This window comes from Tenacibaculum sp. M341 (genome assembly GCF_004337695.1).
In the GTDB taxonomy this organism is placed as follows: Bacteria; Bacteroidota; Bacteroidia; order Flavobacteriales; family Flavobacteriaceae; genus Polaribacter.
Window position 1 is genome coordinate 29,969 of sequence record NZ_SJXJ01000025.1, and the last position, 22,164, is coordinate 52,132.

General features: G+C 28.6%; 16 protein-coding genes. 4 read left to right on the forward strand and 12 right to left on the reverse strand.

All coding sequences use genetic code 11. From position 1 onward, the window contains the following. Positions 1-9: 9 nt before the first annotated feature. From EYW44_RS19560 to EYW44_RS19605, 10 genes are all read right to left on the reverse strand, one after another. On the reverse strand, positions 10-1,788 hold the full coding sequence (locus EYW44_RS19560; RefSeq protein ID WP_132726739.1) for an ABC transporter ATP-binding protein: 1,779 nt from the start codon (positions 1,786-1,788) through the stop codon (positions 10-12). A 122-nt stretch (positions 1,789-1,910) separates the two neighbouring features. Further along, positions 1,911-2,096, reverse strand: a complete 186-nt coding sequence (locus tag EYW44_RS19565; RefSeq protein ID WP_132726742.1) for a hypothetical protein — start codon at positions 2,094-2,096, stop codon at positions 1,911-1,913. 126 nt (positions 2,097-2,222) lie between these two features. Continuing rightward, positions 2,223-3,359: a methionine aminotransferase gene (locus EYW44_RS19570; protein ID WP_256369384.1), complete on the reverse strand. Its 1,137-nt coding sequence runs from the start codon at positions 3,357-3,359 to the stop codon at positions 2,223-2,225. A 61-nt stretch (positions 3,360-3,420) separates the two neighbouring features. Beyond that, positions 3,421-4,170, reverse strand: coding sequence for a LytR/AlgR family response regulator transcription factor (locus tag EYW44_RS19575; protein ID WP_132726749.1), 750 nt, complete (start codon positions 4,168-4,170; stop codon positions 3,421-3,423). Between the two features lie 4 nt (positions 4,171-4,174). Then, entirely contained in the window at positions 4,175-7,216 is a 3,042-nt protein-coding gene (locus tag EYW44_RS19580; RefSeq protein WP_132726752.1) for a ligand-binding sensor domain-containing protein, read from the reverse strand. 75 nt (positions 7,217-7,291) lie between these two features. Beyond that, positions 7,292-11,785 carry a HEAT repeat domain-containing protein gene (locus tag EYW44_RS19585; RefSeq protein WP_132726755.1) on the reverse strand — a complete coding sequence of 1,498 codons (4,494 nt, stop codon included), beginning with the start codon at positions 11,783-11,785 and terminating at the stop codon, positions 7,292-7,294. Between the two features lie 95 nt (positions 11,786-11,880). Continuing rightward, entirely contained in the window at positions 11,881-12,177 is a 297-nt protein-coding gene (locus EYW44_RS19590; protein WP_132726758.1) for a hypothetical protein, read from the reverse strand. 10 nt (positions 12,178-12,187) lie between these two features. Then, positions 12,188-13,201 carry a hypothetical protein gene (locus tag EYW44_RS19595; protein ID WP_132726761.1) on the reverse strand — a complete coding sequence of 338 codons (1,014 nt, stop codon included), beginning with the start codon at positions 13,199-13,201 and terminating at the stop codon, positions 12,188-12,190. Between the two features lie 80 nt (positions 13,202-13,281). Beyond that, entirely contained in the window at positions 13,282-13,863 is a 582-nt protein-coding gene (locus EYW44_RS19600) for a hypothetical protein (protein ID WP_132726763.1), read from the reverse strand. A gap of 302 nt (positions 13,864-14,165) precedes the next feature. Beyond that, positions 14,166-16,319: a VIT and vWA domain-containing protein gene (locus tag EYW44_RS19605; RefSeq protein ID WP_132726766.1), complete on the reverse strand. Its 2,154-nt coding sequence runs from the start codon at positions 16,317-16,319 to the stop codon at positions 14,166-14,168. 217 nt (positions 16,320-16,536) lie between these two features. On the opposite strand from EYW44_RS19605, the gene EYW44_RS19610 reads away from it, so the two are divergent. The 3 genes from EYW44_RS19610 (at position 16,537) to EYW44_RS22350 (ending at position 18,499) form a co-directional block, all read left to right on the forward strand. Beyond that, positions 16,537-17,058, forward strand: coding sequence for a hypothetical protein (locus EYW44_RS19610; RefSeq protein WP_132726768.1), 522 nt, complete (start codon positions 16,537-16,539; stop codon positions 17,056-17,058). A 113-nt stretch (positions 17,059-17,171) separates the two neighbouring features. Beyond that, positions 17,172-18,023 carry a DUF4437 domain-containing protein gene (locus tag EYW44_RS19615; RefSeq protein WP_132726771.1) on the forward strand — a complete coding sequence of 284 codons (852 nt, stop codon included), beginning with the start codon at positions 17,172-17,174 and terminating at the stop codon, positions 18,021-18,023. Positions 18,024-18,346: 323 nt separating this feature from the next. Beyond that, complete coding sequence (locus tag EYW44_RS22350) at positions 18,347-18,499, forward strand: hypothetical protein (RefSeq protein WP_165872279.1); 153 nt, start codon at positions 18,347-18,349, stop codon at positions 18,497-18,499. A 38-nt stretch (positions 18,500-18,537) separates the two neighbouring features. On the opposite strand, the gene EYW44_RS19620 is transcribed toward EYW44_RS22350, so the two are convergent. After that, on the reverse strand, positions 18,538-19,128 hold the full coding sequence (locus EYW44_RS19620; RefSeq protein WP_132726774.1) for a hypothetical protein: 591 nt from the start codon (positions 19,126-19,128) through the stop codon (positions 18,538-18,540). A gap of 321 nt (positions 19,129-19,449) precedes the next feature. Between EYW44_RS19620 and EYW44_RS19625 the strand changes: the two genes are divergently transcribed. Then, complete coding sequence (locus tag EYW44_RS19625) at positions 19,450-19,686, forward strand: hypothetical protein (RefSeq protein ID WP_132726777.1); 237 nt, start codon at positions 19,450-19,452, stop codon at positions 19,684-19,686. Between the two features lie 126 nt (positions 19,687-19,812). Here the strand turns inward: EYW44_RS19625 and EYW44_RS19630 are convergent, their stop codons facing one another. Continuing rightward, positions 19,813-22,158, reverse strand: a complete 2,346-nt coding sequence (locus tag EYW44_RS19630; protein ID WP_132726780.1) for an outer membrane beta-barrel family protein — start codon at positions 22,156-22,158, stop codon at positions 19,813-19,815. Positions 22,159-22,164 lie beyond the last annotated feature (6 nt).

Below are 22,164 nucleotides of genomic sequence, written 5' to 3' on the forward strand. Positions count from 1 at the left end.
GATAAAGCTTTATATTTTAGCTTGATAGGTATATAAATCGAAATACCTACCTCCTTTACTAATTAATTCTTCGTGCGTTCCCTGTTCTGCTATCTTTCCAGATTCAATTACTAATATTTGATCGGCTTTTTTAATCGTACTCAAACGATGCGCTATTACAATAGTAGTTCTATCTTTTACAAGCGTAGCCAATGATTTTTGAATTAATGCTTCACTTTCAGTATCTAAATTAGAAGTTGCTTCGTCTAAAATAATAATTTTAGGATCTGCTAAAATAGCTCTTGCTATTGCAATTCTTTGTCTTTGACCTCCTGATAATTTTACACCTCTTTCTCCTATTAAAGTATCCAAACCATCATCAAAACGATCTGTAAATTCATTAACATAACTCGCTTTTACAGCACGTTGTAATTCTTCTTCGGTAGCATTTGGTCGTGGAAACAAAATATTATCTCGTATTGTACCTTCAAATAAAAATTCGTCTTGCAAAACCACTCCTAAATGTTTTCTAAAGCTACTCAATTTTACTTTTGATAAATCTTTCCCATCAATAGTTATTATACCTGATTGCGGATTTAAAAACGAAGCACTCAAACCTGCTATGGTTGATTTTCCTGAACCCGAACTTCCTACTAAAGCGATTACAGAACCTGCTTTGACATTGAAATTAATGTTATGAAGTACATTTTTTCCTTCATCATAAGCAAAAGAAACATCATTAAAAGTTAATTCACCTTTTAAATTATCCAAAACAATCGTTCGCTCTCCTAATTCATCTTCAGGAGTCATATTCATTAATTCTTCAGTTCTATCTAAACCAGCCAATGCTTCTGTAAATTGACTTCCAATATTACTCATTTGTACTATTGGAGCAATCATTAATCCCAAGTATAAGGTAAAAGACAAAAACTCTCCTGTAGTCATTTCCCCTTTAATCATAAAATAACCTCCGATTCCCATAATTCCTAAAGACGCTAAGCCTAATAAAAAAGTAGATGAACTTGAAATAATTGCAGTTGCTGTTAAACTCTTTTTTACATTATCAAAGAGTAAAGCTACTCCTTTTTCAAAAATTTTATTTTCTTGTTCTTCGGCATTAAAACCTTTAATAACTCTTACACCAGCTAAAGTTTCAGTAAGTCTACCTTTAACTTCAGAATTAATCTTTCCTCTATTTCTAAAAATTGGTCTGATATATTTAAATGCCTTTAAAGCTACAAAACCGAAAATAGTAACCGGTAAAAACACAAATAAAGTCATCCAGCCATTTATTTGTATTAATAAAACTACAGAAACTACCGCAGTAATAACACCACCAACAAGTTGTACCAAACCTGTACCTATTAAATTACGTACACCTTCTACATCGCTCATAATACGAGAAACTAAAGCCCCCGATTTTGTATTATCAAAAAAACGGATTGGCAACGATAATACTTTTTTTTGCACTTGAGCACGTAACTCAGAAATTACATATTGCGCTTGTACACTTAAAATTCTGGTCAATAAAAAAGACGTTATTGCTTGTAATAACAGTGCACCTCCAACAAAAAGCAACACTTCATATAACTTGGTCATGTTTTTGTTTGGAATTACTTCATCTAATAAAATTTTAGACTGCCAAGGTAATATTAAACTAGCTACACGATTTATTGCGATAAAAAAGAGTCCTATGAAAACCAACTTTCGTCTTGGCCAAATAATTGTTTTAAATGCCTTTCCTATCGTTATTTTTTGCTTTTTCTTAGTAGAATTATCTTGAGGTGTTGTTGCTTGAAAATCTCTCATTTTATATTTGGTCGAAATATCTAATCAAAGATAATTTAATCTTTGTGATATTATTCATAATAAAAAAAGGAATATTCATATTTTGAATATTCCTTTTCTTGTATTTTTAAGGTATGATCTCCTTACTTTATACAGTTATCCCAACCTGGACAACCTGATGGTCCATTTCCGCATACTCCACCTGAACAATTAAGAATGTCGCAACGGATAACTCCACCTATAATAATACATCCTACTCCACCACCTTTGATAGATTTTTGACTTGATTTGTTTAAAACTGTACCTAAATTTGAAATATTTTTTAGCATAATAATTTGTTGATTAATATTATTTTATTTCAAAATAGGAAAAAAAACACTGGTACTAGACTTCGATGTATAAGCGTAAGTAGAAACTTAATATTAGAATCGTTTAAGACATTAAATAGTTATAACCTATACTACTTTAACTAATTTATCTGCTGCAGCAAGTAATGTTTCATCGGTTTTAGCAAAACAAAATCTTAACATTTGTTTGTCGGTAGCATCTTCATAAAAAACTGAAATAGGAATGGCTGCCACCCCATGTTGTGTAATTAATTTCTTAGCAAAATCCATATCATTTTCAGTACTAATTCCCTTGTAATTTACAATTTGAAAATAGGTTCCTTCAGAAGGTAACAGTTCGAATTTGCTATCTTTTAATGCATTTTGAAATAGCGTTTTTTTACGTTCATACATTTTAGCTACTTCATTAAAATCAACAATATCTAAATACTCAGAAATTACATGTTGTGCAATACTATTGACGCTAAAAACTAAAAACTGATGTATTTTCTTTATTTCTTTCATTAATGCTTCTGGAGCTATTAAATAACCAACTTTCCATCCTGTAACATGTAATGATTTTCCAAAAGAAGATGCTATAATTGTTTTATCTATTAATTTGGGACGAGTATTTGCTGAAATATGTTGGTGTTTAAACGAAATATACTCGTAAACTTCGTCACTTAATAATAAAACTTGTGGATGTTTTTCTAATAAAGTTTCTAATGCTTCAAAATCATTTTCACTCCATATTTTTCCTGTTGGATTATGTGGATTATTAATAATGATAAGTTTGGTTTTTGAAGTAATTGCCGACGCTATTTTATTAAAGTTTGGTGTATAATCATCATTCAAAGAAACTCTAACTGGCTTACCTCCTGCTACTAAAACTGAAGGCTCATAACTATCATAACTCGGATCTAAAATAATTGCTTCGTCACCATTTTTAATAAACGTATTTATTGCAGTAAAAATTCCTTGTGTAGCACCTGTAGTGATTAATAACTCTGAATTAGTATTGATAATTCGCTGATAATTTTCTTGTGTTAACAACGCTATTTTATGTAATAGAGAAGGCAAACCAGCCATTGGTGTATACTGATGAATATTTTCTGATAATAATCGCTCTGATATTTTTAATAATCGCTTATCTACAGGGAAATTTGGAAATCCTTGAGATAAGTTAATTGCATTGTGCTGATTAGCTAATTGCGACATTACAGAAAATATACTCGCTGTAGTATTTGGTAACTTAGACATTGTAATAATTCGGTTTTTACGAATATAATTTTTAAAGTTGAAAGTTTGAAACTTATAAAATTGATTCTTAACGATGCATTTTATCTAATATCTCTATAATCTCAGCTTTTTTACGAACAGAAACAGGAACATTTTCTCCGTTTTTAAGCATTAAATAGCCGCCATCTGTTTTTATAAAAGCACTTATACATTGTAAATTCACTAAATGACTTTGATGGATCCTAAGAAAATCATAGCTCTTCAACATATCAGAAAAGTACTTGAGTGTTTTTGTTACAAATATTTTTCGTTTGTCTTGTAAATAAAAAATAGTGTTATTGCTATCAGATTCACAACGAATAATATCGTCTAAACTCACGATAATAATTTTATCTAACGTATGTAATGATATTTTATCTGGTTTCTTTTCTGGTGCAGAAAGTGTTTCTTTTAAAATTGTCAAACTTTCTTTATTTGGCTGAATTTGTTCTTTTGCTCTATTAATAGCCAAATCTAAATCTTCATAACCGTAAGGTTTTAACACATAGTCAATTGCGGCAAACTTAAAAGCTCTTATAGCATATTCATCACTTGCAGTTACAAAAATGATTTTTGACTTTAAATCTGGAAAAATTTCTAAAATATCAAAGCCTGTACCATCGCCTAACATAATATCTAAAAACAATATATCAGGTTGCTTTTTTCGGAGTACTTTGGCAGCTTCAACCACACTTTGTGCAGTGTTAATAATTTCTATTTCTGGATGCCTAGTTTCTAAATCACTTTTTAGTAACTGTAAAGCATCAATCATATCTTCTACAATAACGGCTGTTAGCATATTTTTAATAATCTGTTAGTAAAGGTATTTTAAAGGTAATATTTGTTCCATCAATACTACCATTATCATCTTTTATTTCTGTTATTTCTAAGGCATTTTTTCCTGAAATAGAAACCAAACGTTCTTTGGTAACGGTTAATGCCATCGACTGGTGATCTGTTTTTTCTTTGGTTTCTTGCGATTTAAAAATACCAATTCCGTTATCAATAACACTACATTCTAAAAAATCATTTACTGTTTTAAACAATATTTGTAATTTTCCTTCTTTATTTCCTTTTAAAATTCCATGCCTTACAGCATTCTCTACAAAAGGTTGAATTAACATTGGAGGAATTAATATTTCTTCCGCGTCTAAATCACAAGTATTTTCAATATGAAACGTGAACGTTTTAGTAGCCATTAACTGCTCTAAAGTTACATAATGATGTAATGTTTTAATCTCTTGCGCTAATGTAATGTGTTCTTTTCTTGAATTATTTAATGTTTCTCTTAACAATACAGCAAAACTATTGATAGTGGTGTTCATTTTGTCTGGCTTGCTACTAGCCATTGCTTTTACCCCATTTAAAACATTAAAAATAAAATGAGGATTCATTTGTAATTGTAATGCTTTATGTTCTAAACTCAACAAATGGTTTTGCATTTGTAATTGCTCTTTATCTACCTTATTCTTCAAACGTATTCTTCTTATATATAACCATCCGAAGATTAGCAAAAGAACTATAATTAGCCCAATAAATGTCCATTGAAACCATGTTTTTTCATAAATAGGACTGTCTATAAAAAAATTAAACTGAATAGGATCACTTTGCTCCCATCTATAATTTCTAGATTGTACGGAAAATTCATGTGAGCCATAAGCTAAACCTGCGAAATTTTGCTTTTTCTCTTTACTCCACGGACTCCATTCATTTTTATTTAATTTAGATCTATATTCTATCTGATTTGGATGATCAATATCAATGCTATTGTATGCAAAACTTAGTTGGGTTTGATCTGGAGTTAATTGTAATATTTTATTACTATTTGTCCATTCCTTTAAATTAATCGTATCAACACTTTTGTAAGCTACTTGAACGTCTTTAAAGTAAACACTCGGTTTTAAAATTGCTTTCTTATCTGTACTCGGCGTGTATTTAGTTAATCCATACAAAGCACCAAACCAAATACTTCCATTATCATCTTTAGCTACCGAATTTAAACAGGTTTCTATTCCTAAAAACCCATCATTTCTACCAAAATGATACACATCTTCTATGTCATTTTCTTGATTTAACTGAATTTTATCAACACCACGTTCTGTTCCTGCCCATAAATATCCTTGATCGTCGAAAATGAGTTGATAAATATTTTTTGATGATAAATTTTTAACACCTTTCAAAGGCTTAAACCTAGGTGCTTTTATTCCTTGTTCGAGTGTTGCTAGCCAAATTCCTTTACCAGCAGTACCAACAAAAAGATGATTCTGATAAAAAAGCAACGTTCTTATCGTTGTTTTTTCCTTTAATACATCGCCAAAACCTGTATGTTTTCCTTTTTGTAAATAGCCTAAATGACCGTTTTGGGTTGCATACCAAAGTCTATTTTGACTATCTATTGCAATATCTTTAATTAATAGATCGGTCAATCCATTTTTCTGACCATATATTTTCTGAATAATTAAACTATCCTTTTCTAAATCATAATTAAATTGAACAATTCCACTTGAATATGTAGCTGCCCACATTGAATTATTTTTGCCACTAACAAGTTTGCGAATCCAATTAGAAGGAAAGCCATTTTTCTCATTTAAAACCTTATGCTCTACAACTTTTTTACTAATTACATTGGTTACAATGTTTAATGTATCACTTTTATCTACTACTAAACTATCTATCTGCTTAGTCGTTCTTAACAAAACACCTTTTCCTTCAGATCCTGCCCAAATATTATTATTACGATCGCTTGTTATGGTTTTTATTTTTACTTCTGAAAAACCTTCAATTTCAGGAATATGATGAATTCCTAATGAATCTATTTTAGTTAAACCAGCCTCAGAACTAGAAATCCATACACAACTATCAGATTTATGTACAGCATAAATTCTATTTCCTTTTAAACCTGAATCCTTATCAAAATGTTGAAAGTTATTTTGAAAATATTTATAAAAACCGCCACCAGAAGTTGCAATCCAAACATTTGATTGTCTGTCTGTAACTACTTTTCTAATATGAGAAACTGCTAATCCTTTTGTTTTATTTATTCTTCTCTTTACGGTATAATTATCAATATTTAATACAGTTATTCCTGTATTATCTGTAGCTATCCATAATTCATTGTTTTTATGGATGCTCATAGAGTTTACTCTCAATGGTTTTGGTAAAAAAATATCAGCTTTACTATCTTCAATATCTAATATTAATACTCCACTATTAAATGTAGCTGCATAAATTTTATTTTGATCGTAAACCAAAGCTGAAAAGTTATTAGCTTCTATTTTCTGAATTTGTCTACTTTTTGCATCTAATTTATCTACTTTCCACAATCCTTTATTAGTAGCAATCCAATGAAAATAACCATCGAAAACAATGGCATTTACAATACTTTCATCTATTTCTTGATGAATATTTAGTTTCTTTATTTTTTTTGATTCCGTATATGAATAAATCCCGTTTTTGGTTCCTAAGAATAGTTGGTTTTCAGTAGGAAAAAAGTAATTAATTTCTGGTGAAGTAAAATTTGAAAAACTATCTTTTACTTTAATAGATAATCCACGATTAGTTCCTATAAATAATGTATTATCTATAGCATATAAAGCATTAATATAGTTTGATAACAATCCGTCACTTTCATTCCAAACAGCAAAATTACTCCCATCAAAACTACTCAATCCTCCTCCTCTGGTTCCTAACCACAAATATCCTGTGTCATCTTGAACAATATCATACACTTGCGATTGTGGCAAACCATCTTCTATAGAATACGATCGTAATTGACTGTTTTGAGCTGTTAATGATACACCTACTAACAACAGGTATAATAAAATGTATGTGATTTGTTTATTCAAAGTAATTTTTGGTTTGATTAATCATTTTTTTTGATTTCCGTGTTAATCTCTCTCAACATTAATCCTAATAACTATTTAACTTTCTATTTCTGCTAATAAGTTTGTTAAAATATTTCGTTTATCAGGTCTTGCTTTATTTATTTCTTTGGTGAGTATAGGAATTATTTTCTCCCCCATTATAAGTAATCCTTCACGAGAATCTTTCGAAAACTTCTTGTGCGAAAGTAGCTTAATAAAAGTTGGAATAACAGGTGAATAATTCGCAAAACTAAGTGTTTTTATTATAGTAGAAAAAAGGTTTTCCTTTTCACTTGATAATAAACTATAACAAGTTTCTAAATATATTTCTTTAGATATTGTTTTTTTTAATAATCGTAAACAAAGTGCATCTAGTTCAGTTTTCTTTTTAGATGACAAAACATCCATAAGTATTGGTGTAACTTCATCAGGAGATTCATCTGCTAGGTTTTTTAAAAGTCTTTTTTTATCTATTTCTGTATTGTGTACTTTAATAAACTCACTTACTTGTTTGTAAAATAGTATTCTCTGCTCTTCTGTAAGAAAACTTAAGGCTAACAATTCTGTAGAAAAAAGATGAACTATTTGAGTAGTTACTGTATCGCTTAATACTTTAATAGTATAACATTCGCTTAGTATTTTCATTTGTTTTTCTAAACCTATGCCAGTACTAGATTCTAATACTTCAACTAAACTTTGCTTTGCCAAAAGCACATCTAGTTTAGTTAGTTGCTTTATAAAATCAACTACTATATCTATTTTAACTGTTTTATAGTCTAATGTTTTTAATTGTAATTGAATCAACAAAACTTCTTCTTTTTCATCCGTTGATATTAATGCTTTAAAAACAGAAGCATCCATCAAAGTATTAGGAACCTTATACAATAAATGAGATAATAATTCTATTTTCATTGAAGTACTATACCCAACATATTCATTTGTAAATATTCTTGTTAACTCTTTTTTATTTCTTTTAAATTGGAGTTTAAAAAACAATTGCCAAGCTATTGGCTCTTTAAATTCTTTTATAAATGGAAGTAACTCTTTCTCTAAATTAGGAAAATAAAGAGATCTATTTGTATCTATTAAACATTTTATAAAAGCTAATTTACCGTCTGACGATGCTTTTTTAAACCATCCTCTTAATTCGCTATTTATAGGGGCAAAATTATTAAAGAAACTAAACCAATAATAATTTCCTTGCGTTATTTCAGGTTTTAATATTTCCCATTTTCGTTCTGTGCTTAATTGGTAAAAAGAGCTGAGTAAAGAAGGGTCTGTTTCTTGATCTGAAGTAAGTTCTTTTACATAAGCTAGTATAAATTCATTACTATGGCATTGTAAATAATAAGATCTTTCTTTTGTGAATTCAATAGCTTCTGAATGCTTTTCAAATTGATCTATTTGAGAAGTATTAAATAATCTAGGTGATACTTTTTTTCCGTCTAAAGAGTGTTTAAAATTCAGTTCAAAAAGAGCTGTATGGTTTTCAGAATTTTTTATTGTTTGTAACAATTCAATACGCTGTTTCCAACTGCTCATTTTATACAGATCTATAATTTCTTCTTTTAATAACGATTGTTCTTGAGAATTGTAAGAAGCTAATTTATGTATCTTTCCTTCTACTGTTTCTTTTTCAAAAAAGAGGATTCTTTGATAGATTTTATTAGTAAAAGAATGATTTACGATGACAGTTTCTAAAGATTTTAAAATACCTTTATCTCCTTGTTTTTTAAGTGTTTTGTGTAATTTAATTAAAAGTGGAATGTATTTTGAATACGCTATTTTATTATTTAAAAATAGTTTTTTTAAAAAGTTTATTTGATTTTCTTCTATCAGTTTTGTTACTATTTTTTCAAGGCTATAATGAAGTAGAAAATGAAAAAATATTTTTTCTTTTTTCTTATCCTCTTTAAAAATCACCATGTTGTTGTATACAGTTTTTTCATTCTCAGGATCTAATAATAATGTATTTAAAACATCTATATCAGAATTATTTTCTGCGAATGCAACACGTGCTTCCTCACTGTTTAATACAGGTTTAAAACTTTTAGATAACGGTATTTTTTCAAATTTTCTAAATGTAGCAGCTATTAGGTCTGTTATAAAAACAAAATCAGCTTGCTTTTTTATAATTTCAATTTTCTGTATTAAGTCTTCTATTTTTTCAAATAATGATAAATCTTCTTTTATTCTATTTCTTATAGTTTTCCAATTTCTTATTAATTCTTCATCTTTTTTAGAGTTCGTAACTACTTTTTTTAGAGGTACAATTGTATTTAGCTCTGGAAAATCTATATAGTGATCTTCTTTTATACTTTCATCATTTGTTATAATACTTTCTAACAATTCCCGTTGCCAAGAAATATCGCAAGGAAAACATTCATTAAATAAAAAGAAATAATAAGTTTTTCCTAGAATACTTTTAAGCCCTTTTTCTAATTCATTTCGCAGTCCAATGTTTTTATGCCGTTTAAATAGATTTACCATAGCGGTAACAGCTTTTAAAGTACCATTTTCAGTTAAATATGCTGCCGCTGTTTTTTTTATATTCATATTTGGATGTCCTAACAAAGGAATAACCAAACTGTCTAATGAATTGTTTTTTAAAACTGTTAGGGCAAGTATTGCCTGCCTTAGGATATAAATGTTTTCCGTTTCATTTAGTACTGATTTAAGCTGTTTTATAGCTGTCCCTGTATTTATTTTCCCTAGATAAGAAATATAAAACTTAATTATATGAGGATTTGTAGAAACTGCAAGTATCGATAGTTTTTCTATTGGAAATTCACTTGGAATTACTTCAGAAATATAATTTAGATAGTATGTTGCATCTGTTTCACTCAACGGTGTTTCAAATTGTTTTAAAAGCACCTCTGTAAGAACAGTATTTACTGCAAGTTTCTGATTGCTTTTTTTCGTTCTTATCTTATGCTGATTATACGCTCTATTAACTATTTTTTTAGATGCTTCCCATGCAGAGTTTATTGTTATAGTTTCCCATGGATTTGAATGAACAGGATTCATTATTCCTATTTTCTTAATAATAGGTTCTAACGATTTTAACGTACCTAATTCTCCCAACTTTTCTATTCCGTATTGTACTGTTTCTATTTCTTCTTTACATAATAATTCCAGTAAATACTCTTCATTTTCTGGTGATAAAACTACATGCAAATTGGGTACATTAATATACGGTAGTTGATGTTTTTGCAGGTAATTAATAATAACTTGATGATCGGGAACTAGATCTGCTAATAATATAAGAGCTTCTCTTTCAAACGAAGGAATATTTTGTTTAACTGGTACTTCAAACTCAAGTAATTCTTTTAAATAAAGAATTGTTTTAGAACCTCCAATATGTTTTAATGTTTCTAAACATGGTGTAGGATAATTCTGTATGTACGGAAAAATATAAGGTTCTGCTTCTATTATTTTTAATTCAGATATGGTATATAATAAAATCGTTAATTGAGTACTATCTTCAATTTCTTTTAAATGTGTAACTATTTTATTTCTTGTATACGGAGTATTAAGTTCTTGATATAGTTGTATCCTTTTTTGAAAGTCAAAATCACTACTTTCTTGTAAAAGATTAAAGAGTTCTTTTTTAAACTTCTCATCTACGAGTTGAACAAGTTGTTTAGCAGTTATAAATTCATATTCGAAATAGTGCTGTATTATTTCTGCTATACGTTTTTTGTTAATATAAACCCCTTGTTCAGCTCCTCTTAACAAACAATCTAACCAATCTGCACTATAAGTCGGATACTCTATTAGATATTTGGTTAATATATCCATTAACGGTGTAGTTAATGGTAAAAAAGAAAGTATTACTCGTTTTGATTCTAATTGCCAACTTTTACCTTCTATTACTTCTTTAAATATTCGATTATCTCCCCATACACCTAATGTTTGAAGCGCTAAAGGTTCGTAAAGCTCTCCTCTTTGCATTACTTTTCTCAAACTTATCTCTGGAATGGATGAAAAAATAAAAGGGTATTTTTTTATTAGTTCACATGTTGAAAATACTATTTCATATTCTGTAGATGTTAGAAGATAGTGTAGTACTTTTTCACACACCTTATAGGATAGTTTAGTGTTTCGTATACCTCTTTTTAAAAGTATAAGTACTTCATTGTCATATACCTTATTTTGCTGCATCAGAATTTGTAATAATTCTTCTAATTGTTTGCGTGTATTACAATTTATATGATGTAAAGCATTTTTTATTTGATACGTAGTCGTATCATTTATTACCCCTTCTGGAATAATCATTAGTTGACTTATTAACCAATAATGTGTAACTACAGGTATTAACGTCGTGTTTTTTAACCAATAGGGGTTTTGTTCTTTACTCCCATGAATACCATACACTTTACTTAGTTCTACTTGAATTTCATATTCATAACTACTTAATCTTTTAAAAAATGGAAGAAATATCTCTGAAATAATTGAAGGAGTTGGTGTTCTTTTTTTTGCTAAATAGCAAAGCAATAATACATCTGGTTGTTTTTCGTTAGCTAGCTGTTTTAATATATCATTTTCCATTTTTTCTTAATGATTTAATTTCAGAGCAACATCTAAAATTCATTTATTTCCTTATAAAATTTCATATTCTATTAACAAATATAAAGAAAGATGCGTTATACAATAAACAAGATCATCACATATAAAAATGGAATGGCACTTAAAATAATCCAAACTATATTTTTATAATAATCCTGATTTTCTTCAAATACTAAAACAATTGTGTTTATAAATGAAAAACTAATGCTTAATAAGAACGTAATTAAGGAAATCAAGCTTCCATACTGGTAAATCGATGTACCTCTGTACGGCTTCACTAAATTTGATAAAAGTATGGTGCCAAAGAAGAACGAAATAATTATTATACTTCTAAATTTAACAGAACTAATAATATTATCCGATGTTATTTTCATTATCTAATTTTTACAGGATTTGATATAAAGAGTCATCCTTATAGTCCAGATTTTTATATTCAGAAGCATCGTTATCTTCTAAAATAGGTTCTAATACGCACAAAACAGTAGTTTTCCCTTTAATATAAAGTGTATTTCCTTTTATTTTACTTCTCCAACGGTATTTTTCAATCGGAATTTGTAAAGCAAATAATGTTGATGCCATTTCAGCATCCTCTGAAACCCAATCCATAATTTCATCTCTATTTTTCAATAATGGTATTTCAGAAGAATCATCAAAAGTAAACTCCCACTCTACAGGAATGTTAAATTTATAACTATAAGGCTCTCCTAAACTTGCTTCTTTTCTTGTTTTTAAAGCTGTAAACCAATCTATTTTTTGATTTGGATACGAAACTTTAAATTCTTTTGATAATGCTGTAGGACCTGGTGATTCTGCGGTTGGATAATAGCCATAATAAGGTTTCGCTAAATAATGTCCTGCATATTTACCTCCAAAAACATTAAAAAATGAAGAAGCTACAATTGTAGGGTTTAATTCTTTATTAATAGTAAACACTTGTTTTAATTGCTCAAGCAATGCTTTATTTTCTCCTAATCCGCAGGAATGAAAAATTATCTTTGACTCATGTGTTACACCAGATTTAAGAACATTAATATTGTTATTTTCTCTTTCTTTTAAAATACTTTCTACAGTTATTCTCTCTCCATTTTTAGATGTTTTTAAAGACATTCCCAACCATGCATTACTATGACTTACAATATGAACTTTTTCATAAACGTTAGCAGAATTTTCATTTAAATACGTTACAATTTCTGCTACTGAATACAAATTATCTATCACCTTTAAGCCTTGACCCTTAAAATAATTCTTAGCATTTGTATAATAAGTGTTATCACCTTCATCAAATCCTGCTATAAAAACAATAGATTCTTTAGTTTCATTTAATGTTTTTACAGCTTTTGGTAACGGTTTCGTACAACTTATAATTACCATCAAAAAGAATAAAAATTGATATTTCATAATGCTTTGTTTAGAATTCGTTGGTTTTCTACTTACAGTTTTAAAAAACTTATAGTGTCTTATTTATTTGACATTGGTAATTAATATTCTTTACCAGAAGGAATACTTGTAATCACTTCATTACTATCAAAAACGGCGTCATTCCAAACTAAGCTTTGTAAAACCTCTGTTTCTTTTATGGTTTCAATCTTTTTATCATAGGTTATTTCTGTTCTTAAAATCATGTTTGCTTTACCATATTTTTGAATTGGAAATACATATTGGACCTCAGAAACTGTTTCTTCACAAAAGGTATTTTCAATATGTGGTAACCTTATGAAATCACTATCATTAGTTACTAAAAAATAGAATGTATCAGAATAACCACAACAAGCAATGTAATTTGTTGTTACTTTAATTACCTCTTTAATTCCTTCTAAGTTTGGTTTTGGTAAAACTTGCACAGAAATATCGTGAAATGTTTCTAAGTCTGAAATATGTATAGTTCCTACTTTAGTAACTTCAGTGCCTGTAGTAATAACATCAAAATTAGTTGTATACTCATCTTGTTTAGTTCCTATTGAATTTATGATATCGTATTTTTTTGTTTCTGATATAAAGTCTTGAGCATTTATCAATTGCGATGTAAATACTGAGATTAAAATGATGATTATTTTTTTCATGATCTTTTTTATTAATTGTTTATTTACTTCAAAATTAAGAAGGAAGTGAAGCTGAATTTGGAAGCTTTTAGAATTCGTAACAATTAAACTAGAATTCGTTTTTATACATTAAAAAACTAGTATTAAGTAGTTTTATTTAATGAGATAAATACCTAATTCCTTCAACAATTTGTATTTCACAACACATTCATAAACTCTTTTAGCCTAAAACATAAAAACCCGCAAAGCTTAGCATGCTTCACAGGTTTTCTTCCTTTTTCTCTCATTATATCTTAATAAAACATAATCATTTATTAAAAGTTTTACTTCTTAATAATCAAAGTCATTCCATTGCTGTTACTCAATGTTTTTATAGTAGATTTAGAAAACTCTTTAATAATTGGATACGCATACACCCATTCTCCATTCTCTAACACTTCTGCTCTTATTATTTTTCCTTCTGAATTAAATCTAATACGTAAACTTTTATATTTTTCTAAATATTTATTTACTAACGCTGTATATAATGCTTTGAATTCCATTTTTATTTTTCTTTGATTTGATTTTGAAATTTTTTCTACAATGTTTACTGTGAAAGATTTTTTAAACTTTCTTTTCTTAGATACTTTTGCTGCTGCTCCAACTGCCGAATTATTTACATTTTTAGGCATTGGTAAAGGTTGTTGTACGGTTTTTAATTTTCCTTCTTTATTAGCAATACTTTCATCCACAGCAACAAAAGAAGTATAATTAGTTGCTAAATTGTACTGCAATCCTAGATCAATTACTTGTTGTTTTACATCATCACTAAACAACTTATTATAATCATCCAATTCTTGAATCTTTTTTCTTGCCCATAAGTAACGTAAGGCTTTGTTTTTTGAACTTACATTAGCTGAAGAAACTTCAAATTGTTGCTTAAATCTTTTCTTTCCCTGATATCCTGTAACTGTAATTTTCCCGTCTGGTTTTCCTTTATACTTTCCATAAACTAATACCGGTCTGGCAGCAAAAACATCTGGAACACTGTACGGAATAACATCATAAGTTTCAAAACCTTTTGTTTTAATTCTAACTTGCGTTAATAAAGGTGTTTCAATATATGTTTTGAACTTTTTAGCCACTTCCATTGCTTCATCTTTTGAAGTTGCAATGAAGGATTCACTATTAGAAACTTTTGCCATTCCTTCAATTAAATACCTGTTTACGCTAGAACCAATACCGAATGTAAATACGTTTGCCTGACCTAAATTTTTTCTAATCATTTCAAAAGCTTCTTTTTCAACGCTAATGTATCCGTCAGTAATAACAACCATCGATCGAGCACTACTTTCATCTTTTCTTGGTAATTTATACGCTTTTTCTAAAGCGCTTAATAATCTTGTACCGCCACCTCCTTGTCCGTCAGACAAAAAACGAATTGCAGCTTCTATATTTTCCTCTGTTACAGTTACTGGCTCACTACGAAAAACGGTAGAACTAGAAGCAAATAGTTGAACATTAAACGTATCTGTTTCTCTTAAGTTTCCTAATAAATTACGCATTAACTCTTTTGAAACTTCTAACGGATATCCATTCATTGATCCAGAAACATCTACTATAAAAAGGTATTCTCTTGCCGGAATATCTTTAAATTTTACTTTATTCGTAGGCTCCATTTGAAAAGCGAAGAAGTTTTCATCTCCATGTTCATATAGTAATAAACCAGATTGTATACTGTTTCCTCTTAAGCTGTAGTTTAAAATAAAATCTCTATTTCCTGCATTTTCATTGCTCTTTGATAAGAATATGTTTGCTGTTTTTGTATTTGGATAAGTAACATTTACTTGATGACTACTACTATTTATATTTTGTATCATAATACTAGAGTTTAATGAAACCTGAATATCATAATCAAAAGTAGAAGCTGCATCTTTTGATGTATAAGGTACATTAAAAGTAGTTTCACCATTATTACTTTCTCCAGTAAACCTTGGTCCCACAACTGCTGGTGCTACAAATTGATATTCTCCATTTATTGGCACTAACATTTCTGTATAAAATATATCGATAGCAATTTCATCTCCTGGCATAATATTTCCAACATTCATTTGAAAAACATTTGGCCTATTTTGATCTAACTTTGCTGCTCTTTTTCCTTCGCTAACCGCTTTCTCATAAACTCTTTTAGCTTCTTGTTTTTCAAAAATTTTAGCTTTTACTACTCTATCTCCAATAGTCATTTGCATTTTGTGCACTGCAGCTTGTGTTGATAATGGAAACACATATTTAGCTTCTATTGGTTGATTTCCTTTATTCTGATACACTTGAGTTACTTGTACATGGGCTATAACTCCTGATATGTCTACTTTAGTTTTTGATGATTTTAAAGGTATTTCTGCGTTCTCAGTAGTTATTAATAAGTAAGGGCTTTCTGTTTTTTGTGAAAAGCCTATTAAGGCAGTCAAAAAAAGACAAATGGTAAGTAATTGTTTCATGATTATGTTTTTAGATTGTTTTATTTTTGAACAAATCTAGCCGAGGAATCATGTTATTTTAAGGTGGTTTTAGAATTCGTTGAAGTTAAACTAGAATTCGTTTTTATTTAAAACTTTTGATTTAATACAATTATTTGTTTTCTTCTTTCTTATATTTTAGTCTTACAAAAGCATAAATAAATTGCTAACTATAAAAAATTAAGCCAACTAACAGATTATGATTCTAGAAATTAAATTTGACAAACAGATATTTAAAAAACTAGCAGAAATACAGTTCTATTCAATTTGGAAAAAGAATGTTAATAACAAAAGACTGATCTGGATTATTCTTTTCTTTATAATTGGTGTTTTTTTAGCTATTGATGAAAATATAGTTGGCTATTTGTTTGTATTTATAAGCATACATTATTTAATAAAATACATTGAATATTATCATTTTTATCAGAAAAACAAGAGAATATACTTTTTAGAAACAGATAAACACATACACATGTATGAAGAATCAAATCAAAATATAATTTTAGAATTCCATCATGACTATTTTAAATATTCAGATTTTAAATTTAAACAGGAAATTAAATGGTTTGCTTTTAAAGGTTACAGAATTATAGAAGATACTTTATTTTTAGATTTAAATCATCAAAAAACGATCTCTTATAACTTAAACAAAAATGAGGTTACAGAAGAAGAATGGAAAAAAGTTATTCAAATTGTTGATGAAAAAGTGGTTTTATACTAGCATTTAATCAAGTATTAAAAAAAACTTAAATTTAATACTATCCTTTTTGACTGGTATTGTATAAGAAACTTTACCTAACTAATTTTGCTACTACTTAAACTAAACATAAACAAATGAATACAAAAAAGTTACTTCTACTTATTCTTATTAGCGGAATAGTTTCTTGTTCTAAGCCTGTAAAAAAAGCAGAAAACAAATCCCCAAAAAAAATTGAAAATCCAACTAATAAAGTTCTGTTAAGCTCAGAAATAGTTTGGGAAAAATTAAATCCCGCTCGCGGAGATCAAAGTCCACAAGCTGGAACAATTTGGGGAGATAGAAAAGGAAATGTAGCTACAGGTTTTTTAGCAAAGTTTGTTGATGGTTTTTCTTCTCCTCCACACATCCATAATGTTACTTACAGAGCTGTAGTTATTAAAGGTTTAGTACACAATGATGATCCTGCTGCTGCAAATATGTGGATGAAACCTGGTTCTTTTTGGACACAGCCTGAAGGTGAATCTCATATTACATCAGCAAAAGGAACTGAAAATATTGCTTTAGTTGAAATTAATCATGGTCCATATTTAGTAAAACCTATAAGTGAGGCTTCTGATAATGGTGAAAGACCTGTAAATATTGATGTTTCTAATATCGTATGGCTTAACAATAAAAAAACAAATTATGTAGCGTCAAATAGTAATGCTGAAATAAGTTTCCTTTTGGAAGACAATGGACTTCAAAGCCTCTTTATTAAACTTCCTAAAGAATTTAAAGGCGAAATCTTAACAAATGGATCAGTATTACATTCAGTAGTTATAAAAGGTGAAATTAATTATACGATGCCTCAAAATAATGAAATTAAAGTTTTAGATACTGGAAGTTACTTTGGAGCAACTGACAAAGCTATTCATACAGTTTCTAACAATTCAAACAGTGAAGTTATTTTATACTTAAGAACCAATGGAGCTGTTATGGTGAAATAATAATTATAAAACTTATATCGAATATTTAATATAAATATAAAAGCCTTCTAAAGAGGCTTTTTTTATTTCATTATTTTTAATAAAACTGTAGTTTCAGTAAATTTTAAGAGTTTCTTAGTAGTTTATATCGTATATTTTTTTAATTTTATCAATGTTACTTAACAAAATTGCAAAATGAACAAAAAATACACTGTATTTATTACACTAATAGCTTAAAAAAATATAGGAACTATTAGGAATATTTTTAAAAAAAACAGACATAAACCCCTGAGTGTCTATAATAAAATCAGGGATCAATCATTTTTTTTAAAACCTAAATTATTATGAAAAAATCAATCTTAAATTTTGGAAAAGCTTTAAATAAAGCAGAACAAAGAACAGTAAAAGGAGGTATGCCTGTATGTCTTCCGGGTGTAGGCGGAAGCAGTTTACCTGAATGTGATGATGATGATGAAAGTCTAAGAGTATTAGCATAAAACAAAGGCTGTCTAATTATAGGCAGCCTTCTTATTTTTTAAAAATTAACGCTTCCGTTAAAATCTCCTTCATATATACTGTGTAAATTTATAACTGAATGAAAGCCATTTCTTCCTCTTGGTTGTAAAGACAAATTACCATCTTCAAGGTCTAAATAATCACCATTCAATAATACTTTTATAATTCTATTGTTTTCACACCTGTAGTTATCTCTATATACATGATAGTTATAATCGTTAGGATTTTCTGTAACAATAAACAGCTCTAAAACATCTCCTGAATCTAACTGATAACTAACTACTTCTGTTCTGTTTTGTAAAGGTTCTAAATGTGCACCTACCACACTAAACATTTGTCTACCAAAAGGTCCATTCTGATTTTGAATTTCTCCGTAACTATATGTTCTATCTCTATGGCACTGATTACATGCTTTGCGTCTTTTTTTAACTCTTGGTTTTCTTCTTGGAGCTGGCTCTGGTACTCTTCTAGTTGGTCTATCAACAATAACAACATCAGGAATAGGTAAATTAATATCTATTGAAACTCCTCCTCCAATTCTTATTTGACTAAAAACAGTCATAGAATTAATACTAAAAAAAAGAAATGATAAAGCTATTAGTTTTTTCATAATAGTTCGTTTTTTGATTTATTTTGATATTGAAAATCAAACAACGTGCCACAAAACATCATGATCAAATAAAATTCACACCTAATTAATAAAAAATATTATATATTTATGAAATATTGTTGACAATATAATATTTGAAATTTTCAATAATATAGTATATGCAAAGTGAAAAGAATTTTAAATGTAAGTTGATTGCTATCCTTTATTCATAAATTTTACAATAAATCTAAATCATATAGATAGTATTAAAAAAAACAGACAGAAGCTTTGGATGTCTTTAAACTACCAAAGAATTATCAACCATTTAAACTTTTAATTATTATGAAAAAATCAATCTTAAACCTAGGAAGAGCCTTAAACAAAGCTGATCAAATGCAAATTAGTGGAGGTACAACTGCTGCTACTTACTGTGCTTCTTATCATTATCATGGTTTATGTTTTGGACCAGTTCCTGGATGCCAGCCTTGTGGTGCAATAGATGGATATCCTTATGCTAGAACTTGTACTCTTATCCACCAATCTTGCGAGAGCGAAGGTGGCTTTCCTACTCCATTTTAAATAACTTATAAAGTTTATATATAGATATCTTGTTTGATATTCTATCATAAAATAGAAGCTGAATTTTAAAAATTCAGCTTCTTCATTTTCCTGTATACTATATTCATCTTAAACACATAATAAATATCACAAGAACTTATCTGCCTTTGTATTAGAATCACGTTTTTTACGTCCTGCTTTTTTATTTTTTATCCCAAATCTGTAAGACAACCCTATAAAAACAGCTTGAGTATCTCTTTTAAATTCACCTTCTTGTACAACTGTTCTAAAAGCATTAAAAGCAAAACGTTGTGTTCTAAAAATGTCGTTAAAGTTTAAATTTATACTACCTTTTCCTTTAGCAAAGCTATAACGAGCTCCAATATTTGCAAAAAAGTTTTCTTCTAATTCGTATTGTAAAACTCTTTGTTTTCCTGTATACAAAGTAAATAACTGAAATGTTAAAGCTTTTGTAGCTTTAAAACTATTACTAAGCTTCACATTAAACAATGTATTACTTACTTCTACATCTTGATCTTCTATAATTCCTTGTTGATTTCTAGAATATACATCTACACTTCCGTTCAAACGCCACCAATTATTCAGCTTATAATTGGTAGAAAATTCTAAACCATATGCATTTGTACTATCAAAATTATCATAATCAATCACCAAAACAGTTGGGTTATCCTCATCAAAAAATCCTCTTCTATTAATATCATCATGAACTCTTCTATAAAAGCCTCCAATAGTAAAATTTCCTTTATTTAATTTTCTGGTATAATTTAACTCTATTGAATTGGTAAATTGAGGTAATAAATTAGGGTTACCTGTAATAATCGTTAATGGTGTACTAATTTGCCTAATTGGATTAATTTGGTTTAAAGAAGGTCTATCTACCCTCCTACTAAAACTTAATACATAGCTACTCTTAGCATTTTCGCTTGGTATGTATTTTAAAAATCCCGAAGGATATATATTAAACTGCTTATCAGAAAAAATTTGTAGCTCTTCTCCTACTTCTAAAAACTCATTATCTGCTTTATAGCTCTCTAACCTAACTCCTAAATTATACTGCCATTGCTCCCATTTTTGACTAAAAGTAGTATAGAAAGAATATATTTTTCTATCAAAACTAAAGTTTGAATCTCTGAAATCAACACGATCCGTTTCGTATACATTTTCTACTTTGTTTAATCGAGCCTCAGCCCCAAGTTGTAGCGTAGAGTTTTCTGCTACAGAATTCTCATAATCTAAATTTATAGTGGTGTTATTTCTGTTATCATTAATTATTTCATCATAATCTGCTACAGGCGAATTAACAGTGTAATTAAAATCGTTATTTCTGTCTTGTTTTAATTGATTAAAGTCAACCTCTAATTCAATAGTGTGATTTTCAGAAAAAACATGCTTAAAATCAATATTATAAACCTGATTTCTATTCTTTCTTTTTAAATCATCCATCTGTTGAAAGTTAGCACTAGGATTTGTGAAAAATGTGATGGACCTATTACCATCAGATACTCGATTAGATATATTCTGATTTGTATAAATTGAGAATGTATTCTTTTTATCTATAAAATAATCAAATCCTATTTTTACTAAATGAGACTCTTGATTATTAATATTTCTGGTAGATTGTCTTGTTTGCTCCAAAGTTCTAGTAACCACTCCTGTTGTAATTTGATCTCCAAAGCGATTATTATAACTACCATAAAAATTAATCTTGCCATTGCTATAATTCAAATTTAACGAATTGTTATATCTACTACCTTCCCCTTGAGTAAAACCAACATTTATAGCTCCATTAAAACCTAAAGCTGTATTCTTTTTTAAAGTAATATTTATAATTCCACTCATTCCTTCAGGATTATATTTAGCAGAAGGATTGGTTATTAATTCAATCGTTTTTATAGAAGTACTTGGAATTTGCTGTAAAATATCTCTAGGATCTATATTAGTTGGTTTGCCATCAACTAAAATACGTACATTATCATTTCCTCTTAAAGAGATATCACCATCTTGATTCACACTAACCGAAGGAATATTGTTCATAATATCACTAGCAGAAGCTCCAGTAGTTGTCAAATCTTTTCCAACATTAACCACTTTTCTATCTATTTTTTGTTCAATTGTAGAGCGTTCTGCTGTAATTTCTACATTTTCTAAAGCCACTGCATCTTCTTCAATATGAATTATTCCAAGATTCATAGTTTTTTGATCAGCATTCAATGTTATATTTCTATATTCACTTTTATAACCTATAAACTGAATTGAAACCTTATACGTGTTGTAAGGAATATTTTTAATACTAAAAAAACCTTTCTCATCTGTAATTCCTCCTGTCACAATTTTTTCTCCTGATTTTAGTATCACATTTACATATGGTAATACTTCTTGAGAGTTTTTATCTATTACTTTTCCTTTAATAGCCCCCGTTTGTGCATAAAAAGTAATTGAGGATAGTAAAAAAATGTACAAAACATGTTTCATAAAACG

Coding starts and splice junctions, on each gene's coding strand:
- EYW44_RS19560 (WP_132726739.1), bottom strand. CDS start 1,788: ATGAGAGATTTTCAAGCAACAACACCTCAAGATAATTCTACTAAGAAA.
- EYW44_RS19565 (WP_132726742.1), bottom strand. CDS start 2,096: ATGCTAAAAAATATTTCAAATTTAGGTACAGTTTTAAACAAATCAAGT.
- EYW44_RS19575 (WP_132726749.1), bottom strand. CDS start 4,170: ATGCTAACAGCCGTTATTGTAGAAGATATGATTGATGCTTTACAGTTA.
- EYW44_RS19585 (WP_132726755.1), bottom strand. CDS start 11,785: ATGGAAAATGATATATTAAAACAGCTAGCTAACGAAAAACAACCAGAT.
- EYW44_RS19590 (WP_132726758.1), bottom strand. CDS start 12,177: ATGAAAATAACATCGGATAATATTATTAGTTCTGTTAAATTTAGAAGT.
- EYW44_RS19595 (WP_132726761.1), bottom strand. CDS start 13,201: ATGAAATATCAATTTTTATTCTTTTTGATGGTAATTATAAGTTGTACG.
- EYW44_RS19600 (WP_132726763.1), bottom strand. CDS start 13,863: ATGAAAAAAATAATCATCATTTTAATCTCAGTATTTACATCGCAATTG.
- EYW44_RS19605 (WP_132726766.1), bottom strand. CDS start 16,319: ATGAAACAATTACTTACCATTTGTCTTTTTTTGACTGCCTTAATAGGC.
- EYW44_RS19610 (WP_132726768.1), top strand. CDS start 16,537: ATGATTCTAGAAATTAAATTTGACAAACAGATATTTAAAAAACTAGCA.
- EYW44_RS19615 (WP_132726771.1), top strand. CDS start 17,172: ATGAATACAAAAAAGTTACTTCTACTTATTCTTATTAGCGGAATAGTT.
- EYW44_RS22350 (WP_165872279.1), top strand. CDS start 18,347: ATGAAAAAATCAATCTTAAATTTTGGAAAAGCTTTAAATAAAGCAGAA.
- EYW44_RS19620 (WP_132726774.1), bottom strand. CDS start 19,128: ATGAAAAAACTAATAGCTTTATCATTTCTTTTTTTTAGTATTAATTCT.
- EYW44_RS19625 (WP_132726777.1), top strand. CDS start 19,450: ATGAAAAAATCAATCTTAAACCTAGGAAGAGCCTTAAACAAAGCTGAT.
- EYW44_RS19630 (WP_132726780.1), bottom strand. CDS start 22,158: ATGAAACATGTTTTGTACATTTTTTTACTATCCTCAATTACTTTTTAT.